The sequence below is a fragment of the Bacillus sp. EB V-12 genome (assembly GCF_056158125.1).
In genome coordinates this window covers 190,887-209,638 of sequence record NZ_JBUXJL010000002.1, presented here as the reverse complement: position 1 = coordinate 209,638, position 18,752 = coordinate 190,887, and the positions used below count along the sequence as shown (strand labels likewise).

The following is an 18,752-nucleotide window of genomic DNA, read 5'->3' as shown; positions in this document are numbered from 1 at the left end:
AAAGATCAACTATATACATACTCTTTAAACACTAAACTTTTCTCTAATTATGAATTCCCCTCACCTTTATCTATATAAAAATCATTCAAGAATTTTAGAAGACTTGACAAGGAAGACCTTCTATTATTTCTAAGTTTCAACATGATTAACAATACAAAAACCACCTCAAACAAATATACCGTCCAAGGTGGTTTTCATATCACTATTAAATTACTACTTCAATCTATCCTGCAACGCACTAATATTAATGATCACAGGACTACCCGACTTCAACGTACCATCTTTTTGTAACATTGGTCCCGAAGTGATACATTGACCTTTCTTCAATGTTGCAAGTCGTTTTTCCCATTCTTTACGTACAGCTGAATCTTGAGCAAGGTTTGATGCAATAGCACTAATTTCATTTTCTGGTGGCATGAAATACACTTTTTGACTTGAATTCTGTAGTCGTGAAATTTCATCCATTGTAAATTGTCCTTTTAATGATTGTGTTGCATACCAACCTGACCAACCAAATTTTCTTCCTTCAGTTAAAATTTTGGCACTTGGTGATTTTTCTCTATGATCAAGATTTTGCGCTTCATCTAATATAACTGGGAATGGTTTATTTTTGTCTCCATGGTGTAATTGATAGTTCCAAATATCCCATAAGATAAACTCTGTAATCATGAGCTGTACATCTCTATTAAAGCCCGTTAATTGTACAATAAACACTTTACCTTTTTGGTTCAGTATGTCTCCCCAATCATATACAGCATTATGATTAAATGGATTCTTATCAATAAAAGGCTTAATTTGTGATCTTGCTGTTTTAGCCGGCCCAGAAGTATCCTCTTCTAATTCTGCTAATAAATAATTTAAATTCATACCTTCGCCATATTTATCTAAACCGCGCATTACTGCCTCATATATAGCGTTTTGTTGCTGAATGCCTAAATCTTTATATACAGCTGAAAATACACTTTTAATTCTTTCAGCAACATCTGTATTATCTTCATCGATATAAATTCCTTCATCCAATTCTTTTTGATTTCGCTTAAATGGATTTACTGGGAATTTATCTTTTGCTACTAGGAATTGTTCAATATTATCTTGGAGTTTCTCTTTGAATTCCGGTTCTAACTTAGAATTCTTGAATCCATCTGTATAGTCAAATATCATACTAGAAATTCCATTTTGCGCCAGCTCAAGTAGTAAACATTGAATGAAGTAACTCTTACCTTGTCCTGATTTACCCGAAATTAAAATATGTCTATTTGCTAGCTCTGAATTTCCGAATTCCCAATATATTTCTTGAGTCGATCCCTCTACTGTTCCTAACAAAACGCGGATGTCTTTTAATTCTTTTGTTCCTCCTGTTCCTTTTTCTTCCTTTTCTTCTTCAGAATGAGGTACAGTTGGAACGACATTATTGCTAGTTTTTTTTAACACTTGATTAGAATCATGATTCTGATTTAATAATCTATCTGGATTAATATCAGTTCCACCCGAATGGATTTTCATTTTGAGTGCTTCAATTTCTTCGATTACTCCTTCATATCCATCCTCTTCGGTTAATTCCACTAATAAAATATCTTCTTCTATTTTGATGGATCTCCATGATTGTTCCTTTTTGAATGATAAAATTGCTCCTTTTCCGATTTTATCATCCAAATGTCCACTCATTTCGTAATCATCATTTAATAATCTTTTCTTTAGTTCTTCAATTTTCTCATAAGATTTTTCTGGCCAAATGTTGTTTGCAATAAATTTCTCGGCATTTGCTAGCAATAACTGTACAAAGAAGTTTCGGAAAAACTTATGTTTAAATACATGTAAACCATCTTCACTTGTTTTAGAAAGTTGCGTATCAAATAGTTGCTTAGTAGCATTAATTTGCTCTTTTGCTTTTGCAATAGCACTGTCTTGATTTAAGCCGATTTTCACTTCCACTGGATAATAATGCACTGATAATTTATCATCTTGCATTTCTACTCCAATTAACAGTAAATCGTCACTATGTGCACCTTTTCCGCCTAGATTTTTCGCAGAAAATACACCTTCACTTTTCGTTAATTTCACCGCTCCAGCAACACGCAATATTTCTTCTAATGAGATAGGAACCCATAAAATATTCTCATGATCTAAAGCACTTAATATATACTTCACAGCTGAAATAATACTTAACTTTTCTCTTGAGAATTGTCCCTTACTTCCTATAATTCGTAGTAACCACTCACCATTTAAACTATTGAAAGCTCTAATAGCTGTATTAATTTTTTCAGGTGTCGATACAATTTCTTTTTCCGCTAAATACTGTTCAATAACCGCTCGGTATTGTCTTGCTTTATCCGTTACTGTAATTGCATCATACTGGCTTGATGAAGAATATTGATCACTATAATGAATAACCAATAAATTACGTGATGAATCTTGGAAGAAATCTAAACCTACATTAGGTTCAATAAATGTTACCCAATAAGAAGATTCATATAAATGTTCTAAAACTTGTTCATCATAGGTAGATGTTCTCGTAACAATTGTTTCGTTCTTACGATAAGGGTTTGTACCATCGTTATTTAAATTACTTCCTAATTCATTCATTCCTCTAGCGGTTTGAATTAACAAATGTTCATTATTCAATACATTTTTCAATCCAAATCCTGTACGATAATCTACTTCTGTACTTATAGATGATAGAGATGATAACATTCCATTTAAAGATAATCCTGTTTCAATATCTTCCATTGTACTTTTCGCATGCTTCTCATTTGAAATCATTTTATAGAATGAAATATGAGCGTAACCATATTCTTTCGTACCAATAAGTTTATAATAGAAAACATTTTCTCGAATCAGCCTTAATACGTCTACAGCATCGAGATTCTTTGATGCTAACGATAACTCAAAGAACTCCTCAAATTTTTGAACATCATCATATATAGAAAATTTTTCAAAGGCGCTTAGTATATTACTCTCATGATATAAAGCAACCTCTACTGGTATAATTTTGGACGGCCCTTTTTTATCTATCTGCTTCTTAATAAACTGTACTAAACCTCTTACAACTTCTTTATCATTATTTATATTAATCACATTGATTCGTATCGGAGACTTAGATTCTTGTAAAAATAAGTATTGGAAATGTTCCACAAATTGTTGAAGCTTTTCTTCAACTACATTAGCTAAAAATGCATTAGATTCTCCAATCGCAACCTTATGAAGTGGTTCATAAACAGTCCATTCAGGCGCTTCATTTTGAGAAACCGGTCTATACAATTCATCATTCTGTCCATATATATATGGCAATAGATTGTTAGGATGCAGACGATTTAAAATATGCATCTCAACTACTTCGTTTTTAATTTCATCATTAACACTTAACTGATAGGCAACATTAAGCGGATGCAACGGTGTTAGTATGACCCTTTGTTCCTCTTCAATAACTCCCAATTTAAACAGATTCTTTTCTTCTTCTTTTAACATTACATTTTCTTGTATATGAGCAACACTTTCGTTAAAAGCCTTCAAGTATCTTATAGATAGCTCTCTTAATTGATTATCCACAAAACAAAGACTAGGAACCGTATTATTAAACTTATAGTAATTTAATAATTGTTGATACGCATCTCTCAATGATGGGTTCATTAATAATTCAACCTTATTTAGGCCTGATACCCCTCTAACTGCAAAAGCGATTTCATTTTCAATCCATACTCTCTCGTCTTGTAAATAATTTCGAAATCCTTCTCGTGCTGAAAATTCCCTTGCACCTTGTTTTAATTTATTTGTATCAAGGTTATATTCAAAGCTTTCTTGATGTTCTCTTTTTAATTTCCATACCCTTTCTCCTGATACTGGAACAGTCTTTGCAACTTGCTCTCTAATAAGAATAGGAATTAAAGATGTTTCAATTTGAACAGAAAATGATAAGCTATCATCATTCCATGCAGGGGAAGATTCAGAGACTTCAAAACTTCCACCTTGCCAATTTATAATCTGTGCATCTTCCTCAATAAATACTTCTTCTGGCTCATTAGAAATATCTCCAAAAATAATACGTTCTTCAGCTTTATTCATAACTACATTTTTCTTATTTACATTCACTTCATAAATCGTTTGAACCGATTGTAAAAACGCGGCTTCACATTCTACAACAGCAATATGAAACTCATATTTCGACTTAGATTGCATTTTATGCGTATATACAACTTTATGGAATGAAGTCACATTTTGCTTATGCGCTAAACTAACAGTTAGTTTTTTCCCAGATATCCCACAGAAACCCTGTGAATTTTTATGAATGTATTCCTTCTTCAACTTTTCTTCAAATTCAAAGTTCAAGTTGATATCTTCTATCTGTGTAGGATTAAAAACGATAATATGGCGTTTACGTCTCCCAGCCTTTGTCTCAGCTTGTGCTTTTTCCCAATATAGCAGACCTTCTTTTGAATATTTCTTTGGTGATTCGATATATTCTAATGGGCGATCTATCTCAGTCATTTTGTCGTAAGAATCTTTAACAAGAACATAATCTGCTTGCTGCCAATCATCTTTCTTCAGGCGAGAAACACCTTTCTCATCAAATAATTTTTCTAATTGACTCTCTAAATGTTCATACTCATGCATATGTTGAACTTTCTCAAAGAATGAAGCATTTTCTTCTAGCCTTTTTTTCATTTGAGCTGAAGTAAATTGATTTAAATTTTCATCATAGAAAATACCTAGATTAGAATAATCTTCTCTCGCAATCTCTTGTTTTGATAAAAATCCAAGAATTTCTTCATAATCCCAAAGAGATGGTCGCACAATTGTATCATCTAATTTTTTACGTAAATAAAATGAAAGTACTTCCTTCTCTTCTTTATTTAAAGAAGAAGTTTCAATTTCTTCTTTTAATGTTTTTAAAATTGATTTTACATTAAATGGCATACCTTCTTTTTGCAAATCACTGCTTCCACCCTTAATACTGTCCAGTGTCTCATGACATATACTAAGTAAAGCTGTTTTCTCCCAAACATCCTTTTGTTCACCGACTTCATTACGAAGTGTTACTAAAAAGTCCGGAGTAACATTTGCCGATGTAGTCGCAACAACTACTTTCATCTCCTCTGAAACCTTAATAGCAATCGTTTCGTATGGAGTTCCCTGCTTATGCTGATAATAAAACGCCCGCGATAAATCTTGTTCTTTTAATGTGTCATAAAATGCTTGTACTTGTTCATGATTATCAAATTGAAGGTAAAATCGCTCTCCACCTCTAAGATTTTCCGCTTGTAAATAATTTATTAGTTTATCTGAAAGATAATTATAAAATTGGTTTAACATACTGTGCATCACCGCTATCACTTTTTTTGTCTATTAAATTCAGCTTATCAAATAACTGTACAATTTCTTCTTTTGAGTAACGATCGAAGAATAAACCTCTAGCCTCTAAATCTATAAATACCTGCTTCAAAGGTTTTCTTTCCTTTTTTAAACTCAATGCTGTTAGTAGCAATAACATATCTTGACTAATATTAAGCATATAACCAAGTGAACCTCGAGTTTTTAAGAAGTATTTTTTCCCAACCTCTTCTATTGATAAAGAGTATCTATGTCGCGGGCCTTGCATCGTATCTTTTTCATAGGCTTCTTCTATACTACGGAATAAGGATTGTACAAGCGTATCATATTCTAATTCTAAATTTCCTTCATAAGCCCCAAGACCTAAATGTCTTCTATATTCCATAACCCAATCACAAAGCATCTCTAAAAATACTTTTTTATCCTCATCGGATAATTGCTGATATGTTTCCTTTAATTCAGGATAGCCACCTGCTTTTTCTACTCCCATTAGGAAATTTAAATGTTCTAAGCAATTAATATGTAGTAGTAAATGTCTACCTGTATCTTTAATCATTTGATAACCATGAGTATAACCTTTTCTATTCTTACTCGTAGACTCCCAGTCAAGTGTAAAATAAACTTCGTTGTTCTCACTAAAGTTCGCTTTCCCAACTTGTGAAAGCTTTAAAGTCAATTGAGTAATATATAAAAAGTAATAATAACTAAGAAACAAATGATAATGAGTTCTAAAATAATCTTTATGTTCCGCTAAAAATTGAAAATCTTCTTTGAATAGCTTTGAGATAAATGGAATTTGATTAATATAAGGACGGCGTTCTTTTTCGTCGCTCTCCAAATGATTTAATTGTTTTAACACAAGACGTGACATTAAATCTGTTGAATCGCTTTTTCCAAAAATCTCTTCTACTGTTTCTTTTTCACCTAATAAGACGTCTAAAAGGAATCTAGCAATATCTTGTTCTCCTTTTTTATCAGCCTTATCACTTAATGGTAAATATTGAAACAAATGCAAATGAAAAATTTTAATTGTATTGTCACTATCCTGCAGAAAGGTACGTAGTATTTGTTCAAATTGCGACTTATCTTGCTTTGATACATCAACAGATTTACTAATCTCTCCAATAAGTTCTTCTAGATTAACTTCCATTTTTAACTTATTTCCGCTGACTAGACGCGTAAACTCTCCTAATACTCCCTGAAACCCTTTTGCGAATTTTGCCCGCTCTGTTCCTCGGGTAGAGAAAGGTAACAGAGGAGCTTTTTTATTTATTGTATGTTTTAATCCTAACTTTTCTGGTTTAATACTCAGCGAGTTTTTCAAATCCTCTAAATTCTCTCTTACAATCATTTTCTAATCCCTTCTAAACGTAAATTCTTCAAAATCTTCGTCGTATGTTAGTCTAAACATTCCATTTTCATTAGATTGAACAAACAATAGTTCTTTTTCTCTATTTCCTAATTTCATTATCTTATCCACAAATTCAACGAACTGAATACAATCTTCTTTATCCTTTTTATTCGGGCGATAACCTTTTGAAAGTTTGACCATCATTTCATATAATGGATAATCAATTTCTAAATATACAGGAGCTACTTTATCTTCATTGGAAAAAGCAAGTAATATATTTAATTTAAATCGATTTAAAACCTCTGGTTCTACCCCTTTCAAATGTCCTACAAACGGCTTAATTTTAAGAGACTGTGCAACCTGAGTAGTATCATTTGAGTAATCCATAAATACATAATCTGACTTCGGACTTCCGTTCCATAAGAAAATTGATTTTCTCGCTAAATTATACATATCTTTTAGATCAGATCGATTTCCTTTATTAAAAGCATATAAATATTCCATATATTTTTTATAATTTTCATCCCCAAATATTTCACTTAAAACCGGAGATAAAAATAACGACATACGTATTAATGTTTTATTGAATACCTGTCTAGATGAATCACTTAGCTCAAAGAAAGAACCCATCTCTTCTAGCCCTTCTATCCATCCATCAAGTCCATGTAAATTCAAATGCTTTTGGAAAGTATTCTTCATATTTACTGAATTGTTTAGCTCAATTAGCATTTGGTCTACACTATTTGATCGTAGATGAATAGGATCCATTTTAGAAATAACTGCTAGTAAATTTGATTTTTCTTGACCATCAAATAATAAATTCGGTAATAAGGCTTCGGTTTTTTCCATCATATCTGCCCCAAGAAAATCTTCATTGCCATGAGAAGGCACTAAAATATCATAAATAAAATTAAGCATGGAACGTGTCGAAATAATCATCTTATGCTTAACTATTGCTTCAATTAATATACTTAAAACACCATCTCGTATTTGTTGTTGTTGCAATAACTCATAATTCACCATAAAGAATCCATTTATACCACGTTGCTTATCCTTCAAATAAGCTTGATAGAATGGATTTTTTTCTGAATCAACCACAATTCGCTTTAAAATAGATGAAAAGTAATCTGATTTTGGCCCTTCACTAGTTAATTCAAAAGGTTGATAATCACTAAAGCTAATCAAGTGGAAATTACCGCTTTGTTGATTAGTAGCAATTTCATTTGCCTCGAATATTCCTGATTCCTCAATAAATTTTGTTAAAATTTGATAGTGCTCTTTTGCATAATCTGATTCAATAAAGTTATGCAGAACTCCTAGGTTAATAGCTAAAATTAGCTTAAATCTAGAACCATCAATCTCACTATCACTATATGGCTTTAATACTTCCGCTAATGTATCAAGGGAACTCTTTTGTGGATCAAAACTTTCCGTAGCATCATTATGCACCGAAAACTCTTCCATCAATTCAGGATATTTATTTTTCACATACGATAATAAATGTGATTTCCCATCTCCAACGCTACCACACAAGAAAATTAATTGACTTGTATTTTGCCCAGCCGCTGCTGTTAGAGCAGACATCATATCGTTCTGTATCGTTCTTTCAACATGTAAATAATCCTTAAACGAACTAAATTCATTAGGATTTTCAATAGCTTCCTGAGATGATTCTTTCAGCTTCGAGAGTTCTGCTAGTAAATAGCTCTCTCCTTCTCCTAAAATAAAATCATCATACACAAAATTGTTATCTGCTTTTTCTTCATTATCCACAGACTGTTTATCTTCAATTTCTAATCCTACCGCAATCTCAGCATTATTTATTTCTGTTAATTCCTCAGTTTGATTTGATGTATTTTGTTTACTTGCAATCTCAATTAGCATTTTTAACTTTTCTTCTAAACTAGCAGATATCTTTTCTTCTAATTTCTCCACAATATGTACACTACTCTTCGGCTGTGGATGTTTGTATTTCGGGGCAACAAATTCATAACTCCCGTATACCTCCATAAACCACACTGCAATTTGGAATAGATTTTTATGCATTTTAAAAGCACTCTCTACCCCACTTTCAATATGTTCATGTGCCGCTTTATTTCCTAAATAGCGAACAGTATCAAATGAACGTGAAATTTCCTTTGGTAAAATATCTTCTCTTTCTAATTTTTGAATACGCTCTACTTGCTTTAAATATTGTACGTCGTACAGTTCATGCTCTTCCGCAATGCGTTTTGATAATAGCTCTGCAAATATTCTTCCCTTAATTAAAACCGATTGAGGATCTTGATAAAAAACATTTTCAATATCCCTACCCATCTCCGCTAACTCTGGGAATATCTCTTGTAGAAAATCAAATGTATATTTCTCCAATGATGTAACACCTCTTAATCTAAAAATACGTTTCGAATATATTCCATATTATACAATATCTACAGAAGAATTGTTGGCATTAAGAAAAAAGGGAATTAGTGGATTTTCCATTCATAAAAAAATTAAACTGTTCCCACTACTCCATTCTTACTTTTAAAAGATTACATAAAAAAATAACCTGAGTCTTTAACTATAGAACCCAGGTTATCCAACACTATATACTTTTAAATTTTTCACAAAAACATGCTACATTTACTTTCTAAAATAAACTTAACTGTACAACACTATCCATCTTCTCTTCTTCTTTGTTAATCTCTAAAATCCTTTGACCCATTCGCTCCACCAAATCAACCACTAAAGCATTTCCCATACAAAAGTACCTGTTTCTTTGTGGCATACCTGTATTCGTCCAATCCATCGGAAATCCATTTAACAACTCACATTCAACTGGTGTTAAGTATCTTAGTTTTTTTGTGTAAGGATCTTCAATTACATGAGAACTTCTATTACAAGTCCCTTCACTTGTTAACATTGTACGTCCAGGCTTATTTAAATCATCAGGGAAAGCCATTCCTCCCTCAGAGTAGAAATATTTATGACCTGTCGCCTTTGATATTCTTTCTTCTTTTTTAGGCCCTTTAAGGTACTTAAGTTCCTCAAATTCCGTTCTTCCCTTTTTGTTAACCTTATCCATTTTCAAGTAATATGATTCATCTGCAGGACCAAATTTATTATATGCTTTCTGAACAATCTCACCTAAAGTCTTCGGATTTTCAGTTACTGGAACGACTTCTTCAGTATATACTTGTCCATCTATCATCACGCCAGAATTATAGTATTCAGCTTTAAATGTATCAGAAACCTCAATAATATCGACCGGCAACTCAAATTGCCCTCTTTTTTTGTTTTCTTTAGGCGCTTCATGCACATTAAAAATCGGAGCGAAAAATCCATTTTCACATAATATCTCTAACGACTTCATTTCACTTTGAACTGATGCAAAATGAGATTCTTTTAAGTACGCGAAAATAAATACTCTTCGTCTTCTTTGTGAATTCCCATAATCCGCAGCGTTAATAACTCGCCATTCCACTGCGTACCCTGCATCTCTAAAGCTCGCCAGCATAATAGAAAAATCACGACCTCTTTGTTTTGCTGGTGATTTCAATAATCTATCTACATTCTCTAACAAAACAAATCTTGGCTTGCGAGAGTTAACTATGTTCATTATCTCCCAAAAAAGAACACCTTTTTTCCCTTGTATCCCTTTTTCATTTGATATTGTGCGTGCTACTGAATAATCTTGACATGGAAAGCCACCTACCAATAAATCATGCTCAGGTATTTCTGGCCAAACCTCTGCTATATCTTTATTTTCATGTATTCCTTTATTTTCGAATTGAGTAGCATAACAATTAAATGCATGCTGCGCTTTAGTTAAGGGCTCCCATTGATTCCCCCAAATAATCTCAAAATTCTCGTTCGCTTCAAGTCCTAACCTAAAACCCCCCACTCCCGCAAAAAGTTCTACTACTTTCACCATAAATACACGAACATCCCTTCGGTGTTTTATTTCTTTATGCTTCATTATAATAAAAAGTAAGGAAAAGATCAATCCCTCCATTATGAGAGTAAATACTTCTATTCCATAATATAGATTTCGGATTTCCATATCTTATTTAGTAAGAAATCCTCTGATTTTCCTTTACATAATTTTTATCTCTATAAAATTAAAACAGCTTTTTATTATATCACAACTTTTCATTTAACGGTTTCTCAGCAAACTAATTAATATAGAATACGAAAGGGGATTAATATGGTTACATACGCTACACTAGATGAACTAATGTTAAAAGCAAAAAAAGCTGAAGGACAAAAATTTAGTGAAATTGATTCAACCAATAAACTTACAACAGCAAATTCTAAAGGTGAACTTGGTCAGTTAGTCAAAGAAGGATTTTTTGGGTATGAAAGCACCTCAGATGCGGATATTAACTTTACAAACCTTGGAGTTAAACTAAAAGTAACACCTTTTAAGCAAAATAAAAATGGTTCTTTATCTGCTAAAGAACGCTTAGTTTTAAATATCATTAACTACATGGAGGAAGTTAATACATCTTTTGAAGCGTCTAGCTTCTGGGAAAAGAACAAAAAATTATTACTTATGTTTTACGAATGGAAAGCAGATTTAAATCGTCAAGACTTCCATATCGCAAAGAGTGTTCTATTTTCATATCCTGAAGCTGACTTAGAAATAATAAAGCAAGATTGGGAAACAATCGTATCTAAGATTCGTTCTGGAAAAGCACATGAGTTATCTGAAGGCGATACAAATTATTTGGGAGCTTGTACAAAAGGAGCAAATAAAAATTCAATCCGTCCACAACCATTTTCCGAAATACAAGCAATGCAACGAGCGTTTTCATTAAAGCCATCTTATATGACTACATTAGTTCGTAGATATATCAAAAATGAAGAGTTAATAAGCTTCACAACAGCAAACGACTTAAAAGGAAAATCATTAGAGGAATTTCTTCATTCAAAATTCGAACCTTATATAGGTTTGACAGATAAAGAGATTGCTCATTCACTAGAAATAGATTCTAAACCTACTGCAAAAAATTTCATTCCATCACTGGTAAGCTCTTTACTAGGTATTAAAAACACACGTCTTACTAATATTGAAGAATTCGCTAAAGCAAATATAGAATTTAAAACAGTTCGCCTAGAACCAAACGGAAAACCTGAACAAAGCATGTCATTTGAAACGATTGATTTTCATCAATGGACAAATGAATCATGGGAAGAGAGCGAAATTCGAGAACGCTTCTACCAAACCAAATTCTTATTTGTAATTTTTGAATTTAAACAAACAAAAAAAGAAAGCCCAAACCGCGAGCTCTACTTTAAAGGCATTAAACTTTGGAACATGCCTGTCCCTACAATAGAAAAAGAAATACGTGAACTTTGGGAAGAAGTAAACACAGTGGTAAATGAAGGTATTACACTTGAATATAAAACACGTGGTGATAAAACCGTTGAAGTAAATAACCTACCAAAAATGAATTTCAACGGCGTTGCACATATTCGACCAAAAGCTCGTAATGGGGCTGACAAGGTCACTTTACCTGATGGACAGCAGATTACAAAGCAGTGCTATTGGTTGAATAATTCTTATATTGCTTCTGTTGTTGCCAATAACATTAACGAATAATTTACCCTAATCTATAATCTCTATACCATAAAAGAGGCTGTCCCAAAAGGTACTTTTTAGCCAAAATCAAATAGAAAGCGAAAGGCAGAAATGTTGATTTAATAACGTTTCTGCCTTTTCAATTTCATGTGATTTTACTTTGAAAGAGACTTATGAGACAGCCTCTTTGTTGTTTATATAACACATCTTATTGTATGCGTGCTATCCCTCATCATCTCAAACCAATTCCTCCTATCAACTCACCATACCCTAAACTACTCTCCTCCAAAAACCCCCTCGTCTCCCCACTCCCCTTATAAAAACTCTCCCAACCCCGCTCCCTCAAAATCCCCTTCCAACTCTCACTCTCCACCATCCTCTTAATAACACCATCCCAATAAGCAATCTCTTCCTCCGTCATATCTTTTGGGCCCATAATTCCTTTCCAGTGCTGGAATATGACGTTGATTCCTTGTTCTTTCCATGTTGGGATTTCTGGTAGTCGGTCTAGGCGTTTTGGTGCGGATACGGCTAGTATTTTTATTTTGCCGGCTTTGTATTGTTTTTCGGCTTCGGATAGGGTCATGGTTGCGGCGCCTATTTGTTTGTTCGTTAGAGCATTTATGATTTTTCCTTTGTTTTCGTAGACGAAGAATTGTAGTTCGGCTGGGTTTATGCCGAATGCTTTGCTTACTTGTACGAATGATAGGTGATCGTCGTTTCCTAGGCCTGGGGCAACGCCGATTTTGAAGTTTTCCTTGTTTTGTTTTAGTTGTTCCATTAGTTGTTTTGCGTTTTCTATGTTTGATTCTTTTGATACGACAACGACTTCCCAGTCCGATGCTAGTGTCGCGAGTGGTGTGAAGTCTTTATATGTTAGTTTACTGTGGCCTAGTAGATTGTTCGTTATGAGTAAGCTTGAGTTAATCGCCAGTACGTGACCACCTTTTTGTTTCGTATATTTCCATCCGACATCACCGCTGCCACCTACTTTGTTTGTGACAGTGATTGGTTTTGTGAAGATTTTTTCTTCCGTTAGTGTTTTTTGCATCGCCCGTGCTGTTAAGTCCCATCCGGCTCCTTGAACGTTCGGCGCAACGATTTCTACTTTGTCGATGTTCACTTTATTCATATGGGATTTTTCCGAGGAACAACCTGCTATTACTCCTGTCATGATCCATATACATAGTAATAATCGTTTTTTCATATTCCTCGTCCTATTCGGTACTTTCGTTCTGGTCGTCCGATAATGCCGTATGTGTACTCTACTGTGCATTCGTTTGTCGCTACTAAGTATTCTAAATATCTTCTTGCGGTTGTTCTGGAGGCCCCCATTTGTTCTCCCATTTCTTCTATTGTAATGCCCTCTTCGAATCCTTTTATAATTCCTTTCACTTTTTGCAGTGTTAACGGATCAACACCTGTCGGTAAGTTTTTTATGTCTTGTGTTTGCGAAGTCCCGAAGAAGTTATCGATGAGTGCTTGATTTATTTCATTGTTACTATGTAATAGTTGCTTCTTTCTTTTATAATCTTCAATTGTGCGAACAAATTTTTCTAACGTGACTGGTTTTATAAGGTAGTTACTTACGCCGTTTCGAATTGCTTTTTCTAACATGTGGTTTTCATTCGCCGCCGTTACCATAATGACGTCAACGTTTGGAAAGTCAGCATGAATTTGTGGTAATAAGTCAGTTCCAATTCCATCTGGTAAGTAATTATCTAATAGAAGTAAATCGATTTCTTCCTTTTGTAGTAGTTCTATCGTTTCTTTCGCGTTCAATGCTTTTCCAATCACTTTTACGTCCTTTATTTTTGATAAAAACTCTTCCTGAATTTGCGCGACGCGGAAATCATCTTCTGCAATTGCAACCTTCAACATATGCCCATCCCCCTGTTTGTCATGTACTTTCTCTCAATGTTTTTTGGAAGGTAAATTGTAAAAATAGCTCCTCCATTTTTCTCGTTTTGAATTTCAATGGTTCCTTCTAGTAGATCTACCATTTCTTTCACATTCGCTAGTCCGTAACCACGATTATTCCCTTTCGTCGAAAATCCTTTTTGAAAAATGGTACTTATTTTTTCTGCCGGCACTCCTATCCCACTATCTATTACTTCAAATACAATATCGTGCCCAATATCCGTAACGAAGAAGGAAACACTCTTTTCCTCTCGTTCACTCACCGCATCAAATGCATTGTCGATTATGTTTCCAAGAATCGTAATAAGGTGCGAAACTTTTATATGGCCTGGTAACGGATGAAGTGCACTATCTCCTTCAATATGAAAATAAATTTTCTTCTCAGACGCTGTTCCGAGTTTTCCTAATAAAATAGCTTGTACTTTTGCATCATGAATTTGATGGAATAAGATATGGTTTTGGCTTTGATGAATGTTAGATTCTTGCTGGATAAATTCAATCGCCTCTTTGTAATGTCCTAACTGAAGTAATCCTGATAAAACGAAAAGCTTATTTGTAAATTCATGTGTTTGAGCGCGTAAGTCCTCGGAATACTTTCTTACCTCAGATATTGTGTTCACAAGGTTTTGCAGTTCTGTTTTATCTCTAAAACTACATACAACACCTACCGTACTGTTATTTTCGAGTATCGGCGTCATATTTAAAATAAACACCTTATCTTGAAACGCGATTTCTTGATCGTTTTCTAGCACTCTCTCCATATTAAATTCCGGTAAAACTTTTGAAATGTGCTGCTGCATATAATCATCATTTACATGAAGCATTTCTTCTGCTGAGGTGTTCATCATCGTAATAAAACCATTTTGATCAATGGCGATAATCCCTTCTTTTATAGATAGTAGTATTGCGCTTCGTTCCCGGTATAACGCTGCGATTTCATTCGGCTCTAAACCGAGTGTATCTTTCCTGATGCTACGCGCTAAAAGAATGCCACCAACAATGCCGGCTAATAATACTGCTAATGAAAAGAGGATAATTTCTTTCGTTCTACTCAATATGTTAGATTCAATACCTTTTATTAAAAACTCTACTGTCACAACGCCTACTACTTGATCGTAATCTCCGTTATGAACAATAATAGGTGCCTTCGCCATTAAAGCCGGGCCACTTGAACCCTTTCCTTCGAGCGTATAGTATCCGCCAAAAGTGAGCGCTTCATAGTTATACGGGTTGTTACTCTTTGTGCCAATTAACTCCGAATTAGAATGGGAATACATAACCCCAAAGCGATCTTCTATAATGACATAATCTGCACCAGCTTGCTCACGAACTTGTTCCGCAATAGATTGAATCGTACTTTTATGCTCGTTATTTTGAAAAGCATCTTTTATAGCAGGCATAAAAGAAAGCGACTTCGCTGTTTGCAGTGCTAGTTGCTCCACTTGGTGCTTCGTATCAACGGACTGAATGTAAACAAATATTCCCGCTAATAGGAGAACGACAAATAAAATTAACGCGATAATTAAGCTTACTATTTTCGTTTGCAATGACACTTTGCGTGATTTCTTCATATTTCATATCCTTTGATAAAATATTCAAAACTATCAATCTCCTTTTTCTATTATTATGACAAAACTGAAAATGAAGCAACTATTAAAAATATCCATGTACATAAAGTACAAAAAGAATAAAATTGTCATAATATTGAGATTTTAGACAAAGGACAGTACAATTCAACTACAATGAACACGCTTTCATATTATTTTTTTATTTATAAGTACGAGGAGGAATTATTATGGCTCAAGCAAAATCTAATCGAGTCGCCGGCAATATTTTCAAAGGTTCTGTCGGCAATTTAATTGAATGGTACGACTGGTACGTTTACTCTGCTTTCGCTGTTTATTTTTCAGCAGAGTTCTTTCCTAAAGGAGATCCAACGAGTCAATTACTGAACACAGCAGCTATTTTCGCAGTTGGGTTTTTAATGCGCCCTATTGGGAGTTTATTAATGGGACGTTATGCGGATCGGCATGGACGCCGGGCAGCATTAACGCTTTCGATTACGGTTATGGCCGGTGGTTCTTTCATTATTGCCTGTACACCGAGTTACGAAAGTATCGGTATTATGGCACCAATTATTTTAGTTCTTGCTCGTTTACTTCAAGGGTTGTCACTCGGCGGAGAGTATGGAACTTCCGCAACGTATTTATCTGAAATGGCTAGTAGTGGCCGCCGTGGTTTTTATTCAAGTTTCCAATATGTAACGCTCGTTGCTGGACAAATGGTTGCGTTAGGCGTTCAAATTGTTCTTCAGCAATTACTAAGCGAACCAGATATGAAAGCTTGGGGATGGCGCATTCCATTCATTATTGGAGCGATGGGCGCAGTAGTTGTATTATGGCTTCGCCGCACGATGGATGAGTCGGAGCAGTTCTCAAACATAAAATCACAAAAACGCGAAAGTGCAGGAACTGTTCGCGCTCTTATGAAACACCCGAAAGCAGTATTAACGGTAGTCGGTCTAACATTAGGAGGCACTGTTGCATTTTATACGTACACAACATATTTACAAAAGTTCATGGTAAACACAGTCGGCCTTCCGAAAGAAGTTGTAAGCTGGATTAACTTTGTCGCACTACTTATTTTCGTCGTACTTCAACCAATTGCAGGATTATTATCCGATAAAATCGGACGCCGTCCACTATTAATGGCATTCGGTATTCTCGGAACATTACTAACAGCACCGATCTTCTTCTTCATGGAAAAAACGACAGAACCAATCGTAGCATTCTTACTCATGATGGTCGGTCTCATTATCGTTACTGGTTACACTTCCATTAACGCAATTGTAAAAGCAGAACTCTTCCCGACCGAAATTCGCGCACTTGGCGTAGGTTTACCATATGCACTAACCGTTGCGATATTTGGTGGGACAGCCGAGTTCATCGCATTATGGCTAAAGAGTATCGGAATGGAATCACTATTCTACTTCTACGTAGCCGGATGTATCGCGATCAGCTTTATTACGTATTGGCGTATGGATGAGTCATCGAAAACTTCGCAGATTGAGGCGGAGCTTGGTGGTGGAGATAGTTTAGTTAATAATAAATCTAGTTAAAATTATGTATTCTATGTTCTTCGTTAATCTGAACTCGATGAATCTCTTTCTTGGCAGGGTAAAGATGTTGTTGGTGCTTTAGAGGTAAGATTAGGATTTACCATTGATGTAAAGGTAACTGTGAATGGAGCGCCACAATACAAAGTACATAACAGCAAGGATAAAAGATACTATGTATCAGCAATTGAAGCCTATTTGTATGTAAAGTAAGAGGTACAAAAGGGCATCCACTTAAATGATACTTTTTAATTTAAATCAACAAAAGAGACCGCAAATGTTAGGTCTCTTTTGTTGATCATTCTCCATATGTAACTTTCTCTTCACTTACTCCAAGCTAGATAACATGGTTCATTGAAATATTCAACCTTAAAGAAGGCTTGTTCTTCAAAAAATTCATTTCTTGCCCTCAGAATCTAGCAAAGTAGCTATTCAATAAATTTTTTCTCTGAATCCAAAAATTTATAAAACCTATTTAACAAATCTTCCTTCGTAGTTGGGGTATCTTGGGGCATATAAGTAATAAAACTTGTCATCTCTTCAGGATAATCATGTCTATCATAAAACTCTGCAATTCTATTTAATAGTTCATCCTCATCAGTAATCTTTTCTTTTAACTTAGATAAGTAAACGAATCTGAGTTTACTTATCTCATTCTGTAATTCTTCACTATTTTCTTCTAGATTAGGAAAGTGGAAATCTTTAATTTCAAACAAAATTTTATCTAAATCACTAGAATCTATTCCCCAAGCTAGTTCATTAACAAAAGCTTCATCATCACCGGCTTCCATTAGTTCCACCGCATAATCAGAAATGACATTCGGTTCGAAATATTTTTTATTTACACCGGTATAAATAGTTTTCCAATCATACTTAAGACCTTTGTTCTTAAAATCTATTAAATCCATATAATTCTCCTTCTACTTTTTTGGAACTTGATTTGGTTTCCCTGTAACAGTACCATTTTCATTATCTACAACTACCAAGAGACCATTAAATTCCATACCAATAGGAATATTATTCAGTTGATTATCATGTGCGCCTTGGTACCCTTGTAAAGATACATAAAAATCATGCAGTTCAATTCCTGGTATAACAGGATTTAATTCAAAAGCATAACCTAAATAATTACCTCCAAAGTCTAAAAATCAATAAGAATTATAATATTCTTTAATTGAATTATGTAATTGTATCCCCAAATCTTTTTCTATATTAGAAAAATCATGAATTATATTTTTTTCTAACGGTTTCCAGAATACGTACCCCTCTATATCTGGTTCTCCTTCATAGATAAAAGTATCTGCTTCTTCTATCCATAAAGATTTTAGTAATGAACTATTACAATCTTGCCACTCTCAAATTATTTTATCAAAACAATTTTCCATTTCATTTTTCATTTTTCATTTTTTATTTTTTATTTACCGCCTAATGTATGATGTTCAATACATTTCTGAAGCATTTCTACATATCCTGCATCT

10 protein-coding genes and 2 pseudogenes are annotated in these 18,752 nt (G+C 34.0%); 3 read left to right on the top strand and 9 right to left on the bottom strand.

Going from position 1 to position 18,752, the window contains the following annotated elements; genetic code table 11:
• Positions 1–213: 213 nt before the first annotated feature.
• The 4 genes from dptH to dcm form a co-directional block, all read right to left on the bottom strand.
• On the bottom strand, positions 214–5,307 hold the full coding sequence (gene dptH, locus ACZDYH_RS07610) for a DNA phosphorothioation-dependent restriction protein DptH (protein ID WP_474886058.1): 5,094 nt from the start codon (positions 5,305–5,307) through the stop codon (positions 214–216).
• A complete protein-coding gene (gene dptG, locus ACZDYH_RS07605; RefSeq protein WP_086402434.1) occupies positions 5,288–6,676 on the bottom strand; it encodes a DNA phosphorothioation-dependent restriction protein DptG in 1,389 nt (462 codons plus the stop codon). Before dptG ends, dptH begins: the two co-directional genes overlap by 20 nt.
• A 3-nt stretch (positions 6,677–6,679) precedes the next feature.
• Complete coding sequence (gene dptF / locus ACZDYH_RS07600; RefSeq protein WP_474886056.1) at positions 6,680–9,046, bottom strand: DNA phosphorothioation-dependent restriction protein DptF; 2,367 nt, start codon at positions 9,044–9,046, stop codon at positions 6,680–6,682.
• 259 nt (positions 9,047–9,305) lie between these two features.
• Positions 9,306–10,589 carry a DNA (cytosine-5-)-methyltransferase gene (dcm, locus tag ACZDYH_RS07595; RefSeq protein WP_474886054.1) on the bottom strand — a complete coding sequence of 428 codons (1,284 nt, stop codon included), beginning with the start codon at positions 10,587–10,589 and terminating at the stop codon, positions 9,306–9,308.
• Between the two features lie 273 nt (positions 10,590–10,862).
• On the opposite strand from dcm, the gene ACZDYH_RS07590 reads away from it, so the two are divergent.
• Positions 10,863–12,260: a Sau3AI family type II restriction endonuclease gene (locus ACZDYH_RS07590; protein ID WP_474886052.1), complete on the top strand. Its 1,398-nt coding sequence runs from the start codon at positions 10,863–10,865 to the stop codon at positions 12,258–12,260.
• Between the two features lie 211 nt (positions 12,261–12,471).
• On the opposite strand, the gene ACZDYH_RS07585 is transcribed toward ACZDYH_RS07590, so the two are convergent.
• From ACZDYH_RS07585 to ACZDYH_RS07575, 3 genes are read right to left on the bottom strand one after another with little or no spacing between them, the layout of a single operon-like run.
• Positions 12,472–13,446, bottom strand: coding sequence for a tripartite tricarboxylate transporter substrate binding protein (locus ACZDYH_RS07585; RefSeq protein ID WP_474886051.1), 975 nt, complete (start codon positions 13,444–13,446; stop codon positions 12,472–12,474).
• Entirely contained in the window at positions 13,443–14,120 is a 678-nt protein-coding gene (locus ACZDYH_RS07580) for a response regulator (RefSeq protein ID WP_440009105.1), read from the bottom strand. The genes ACZDYH_RS07585 and ACZDYH_RS07580 overlap by 4 nt, the downstream gene beginning before the upstream one ends.
• Entirely contained in the window at positions 14,114–15,730 is a 1,617-nt protein-coding gene (locus tag ACZDYH_RS07575) for an ATP-binding protein (RefSeq protein WP_474886050.1), read from the bottom strand. The genes ACZDYH_RS07580 and ACZDYH_RS07575 overlap by 7 nt, the downstream gene beginning before the upstream one ends.
• 224 nt (positions 15,731–15,954) lie before the next feature.
• Between ACZDYH_RS07575 and ACZDYH_RS07570 the strand changes: the two genes are divergently transcribed.
• Entirely contained in the window at positions 15,955–17,277 is a 1,323-nt protein-coding gene (locus tag ACZDYH_RS07570) for an MFS transporter (RefSeq protein ID WP_474886048.1), read from the top strand.
• Between the two features lie 39 nt (positions 17,278–17,316).
• A pseudogene (locus tag ACZDYH_RS07565) lies at positions 17,317–17,487 on the top strand (N-acetylmuramoyl-L-alanine amidase); the annotation flags it as partial.
• A gap of 215 nt (positions 17,488–17,702) precedes the next feature.
• Here ACZDYH_RS07565 and ACZDYH_RS07560 read toward each other — a convergent pair.
• Positions 17,703–18,182, bottom strand: coding sequence for a DUF2247 family protein (locus tag ACZDYH_RS07560; RefSeq protein WP_166695335.1), 480 nt, complete (start codon positions 18,180–18,182; stop codon positions 17,703–17,705).
• Positions 18,183–18,227: 45 nt separating this feature from the next.
• Positions 18,228–18,671: pseudogene (locus ACZDYH_RS07555) on the bottom strand (SecY-interacting protein Syd); the annotation flags it as partial.
• Positions 18,672–18,752 lie beyond the last annotated feature (81 nt).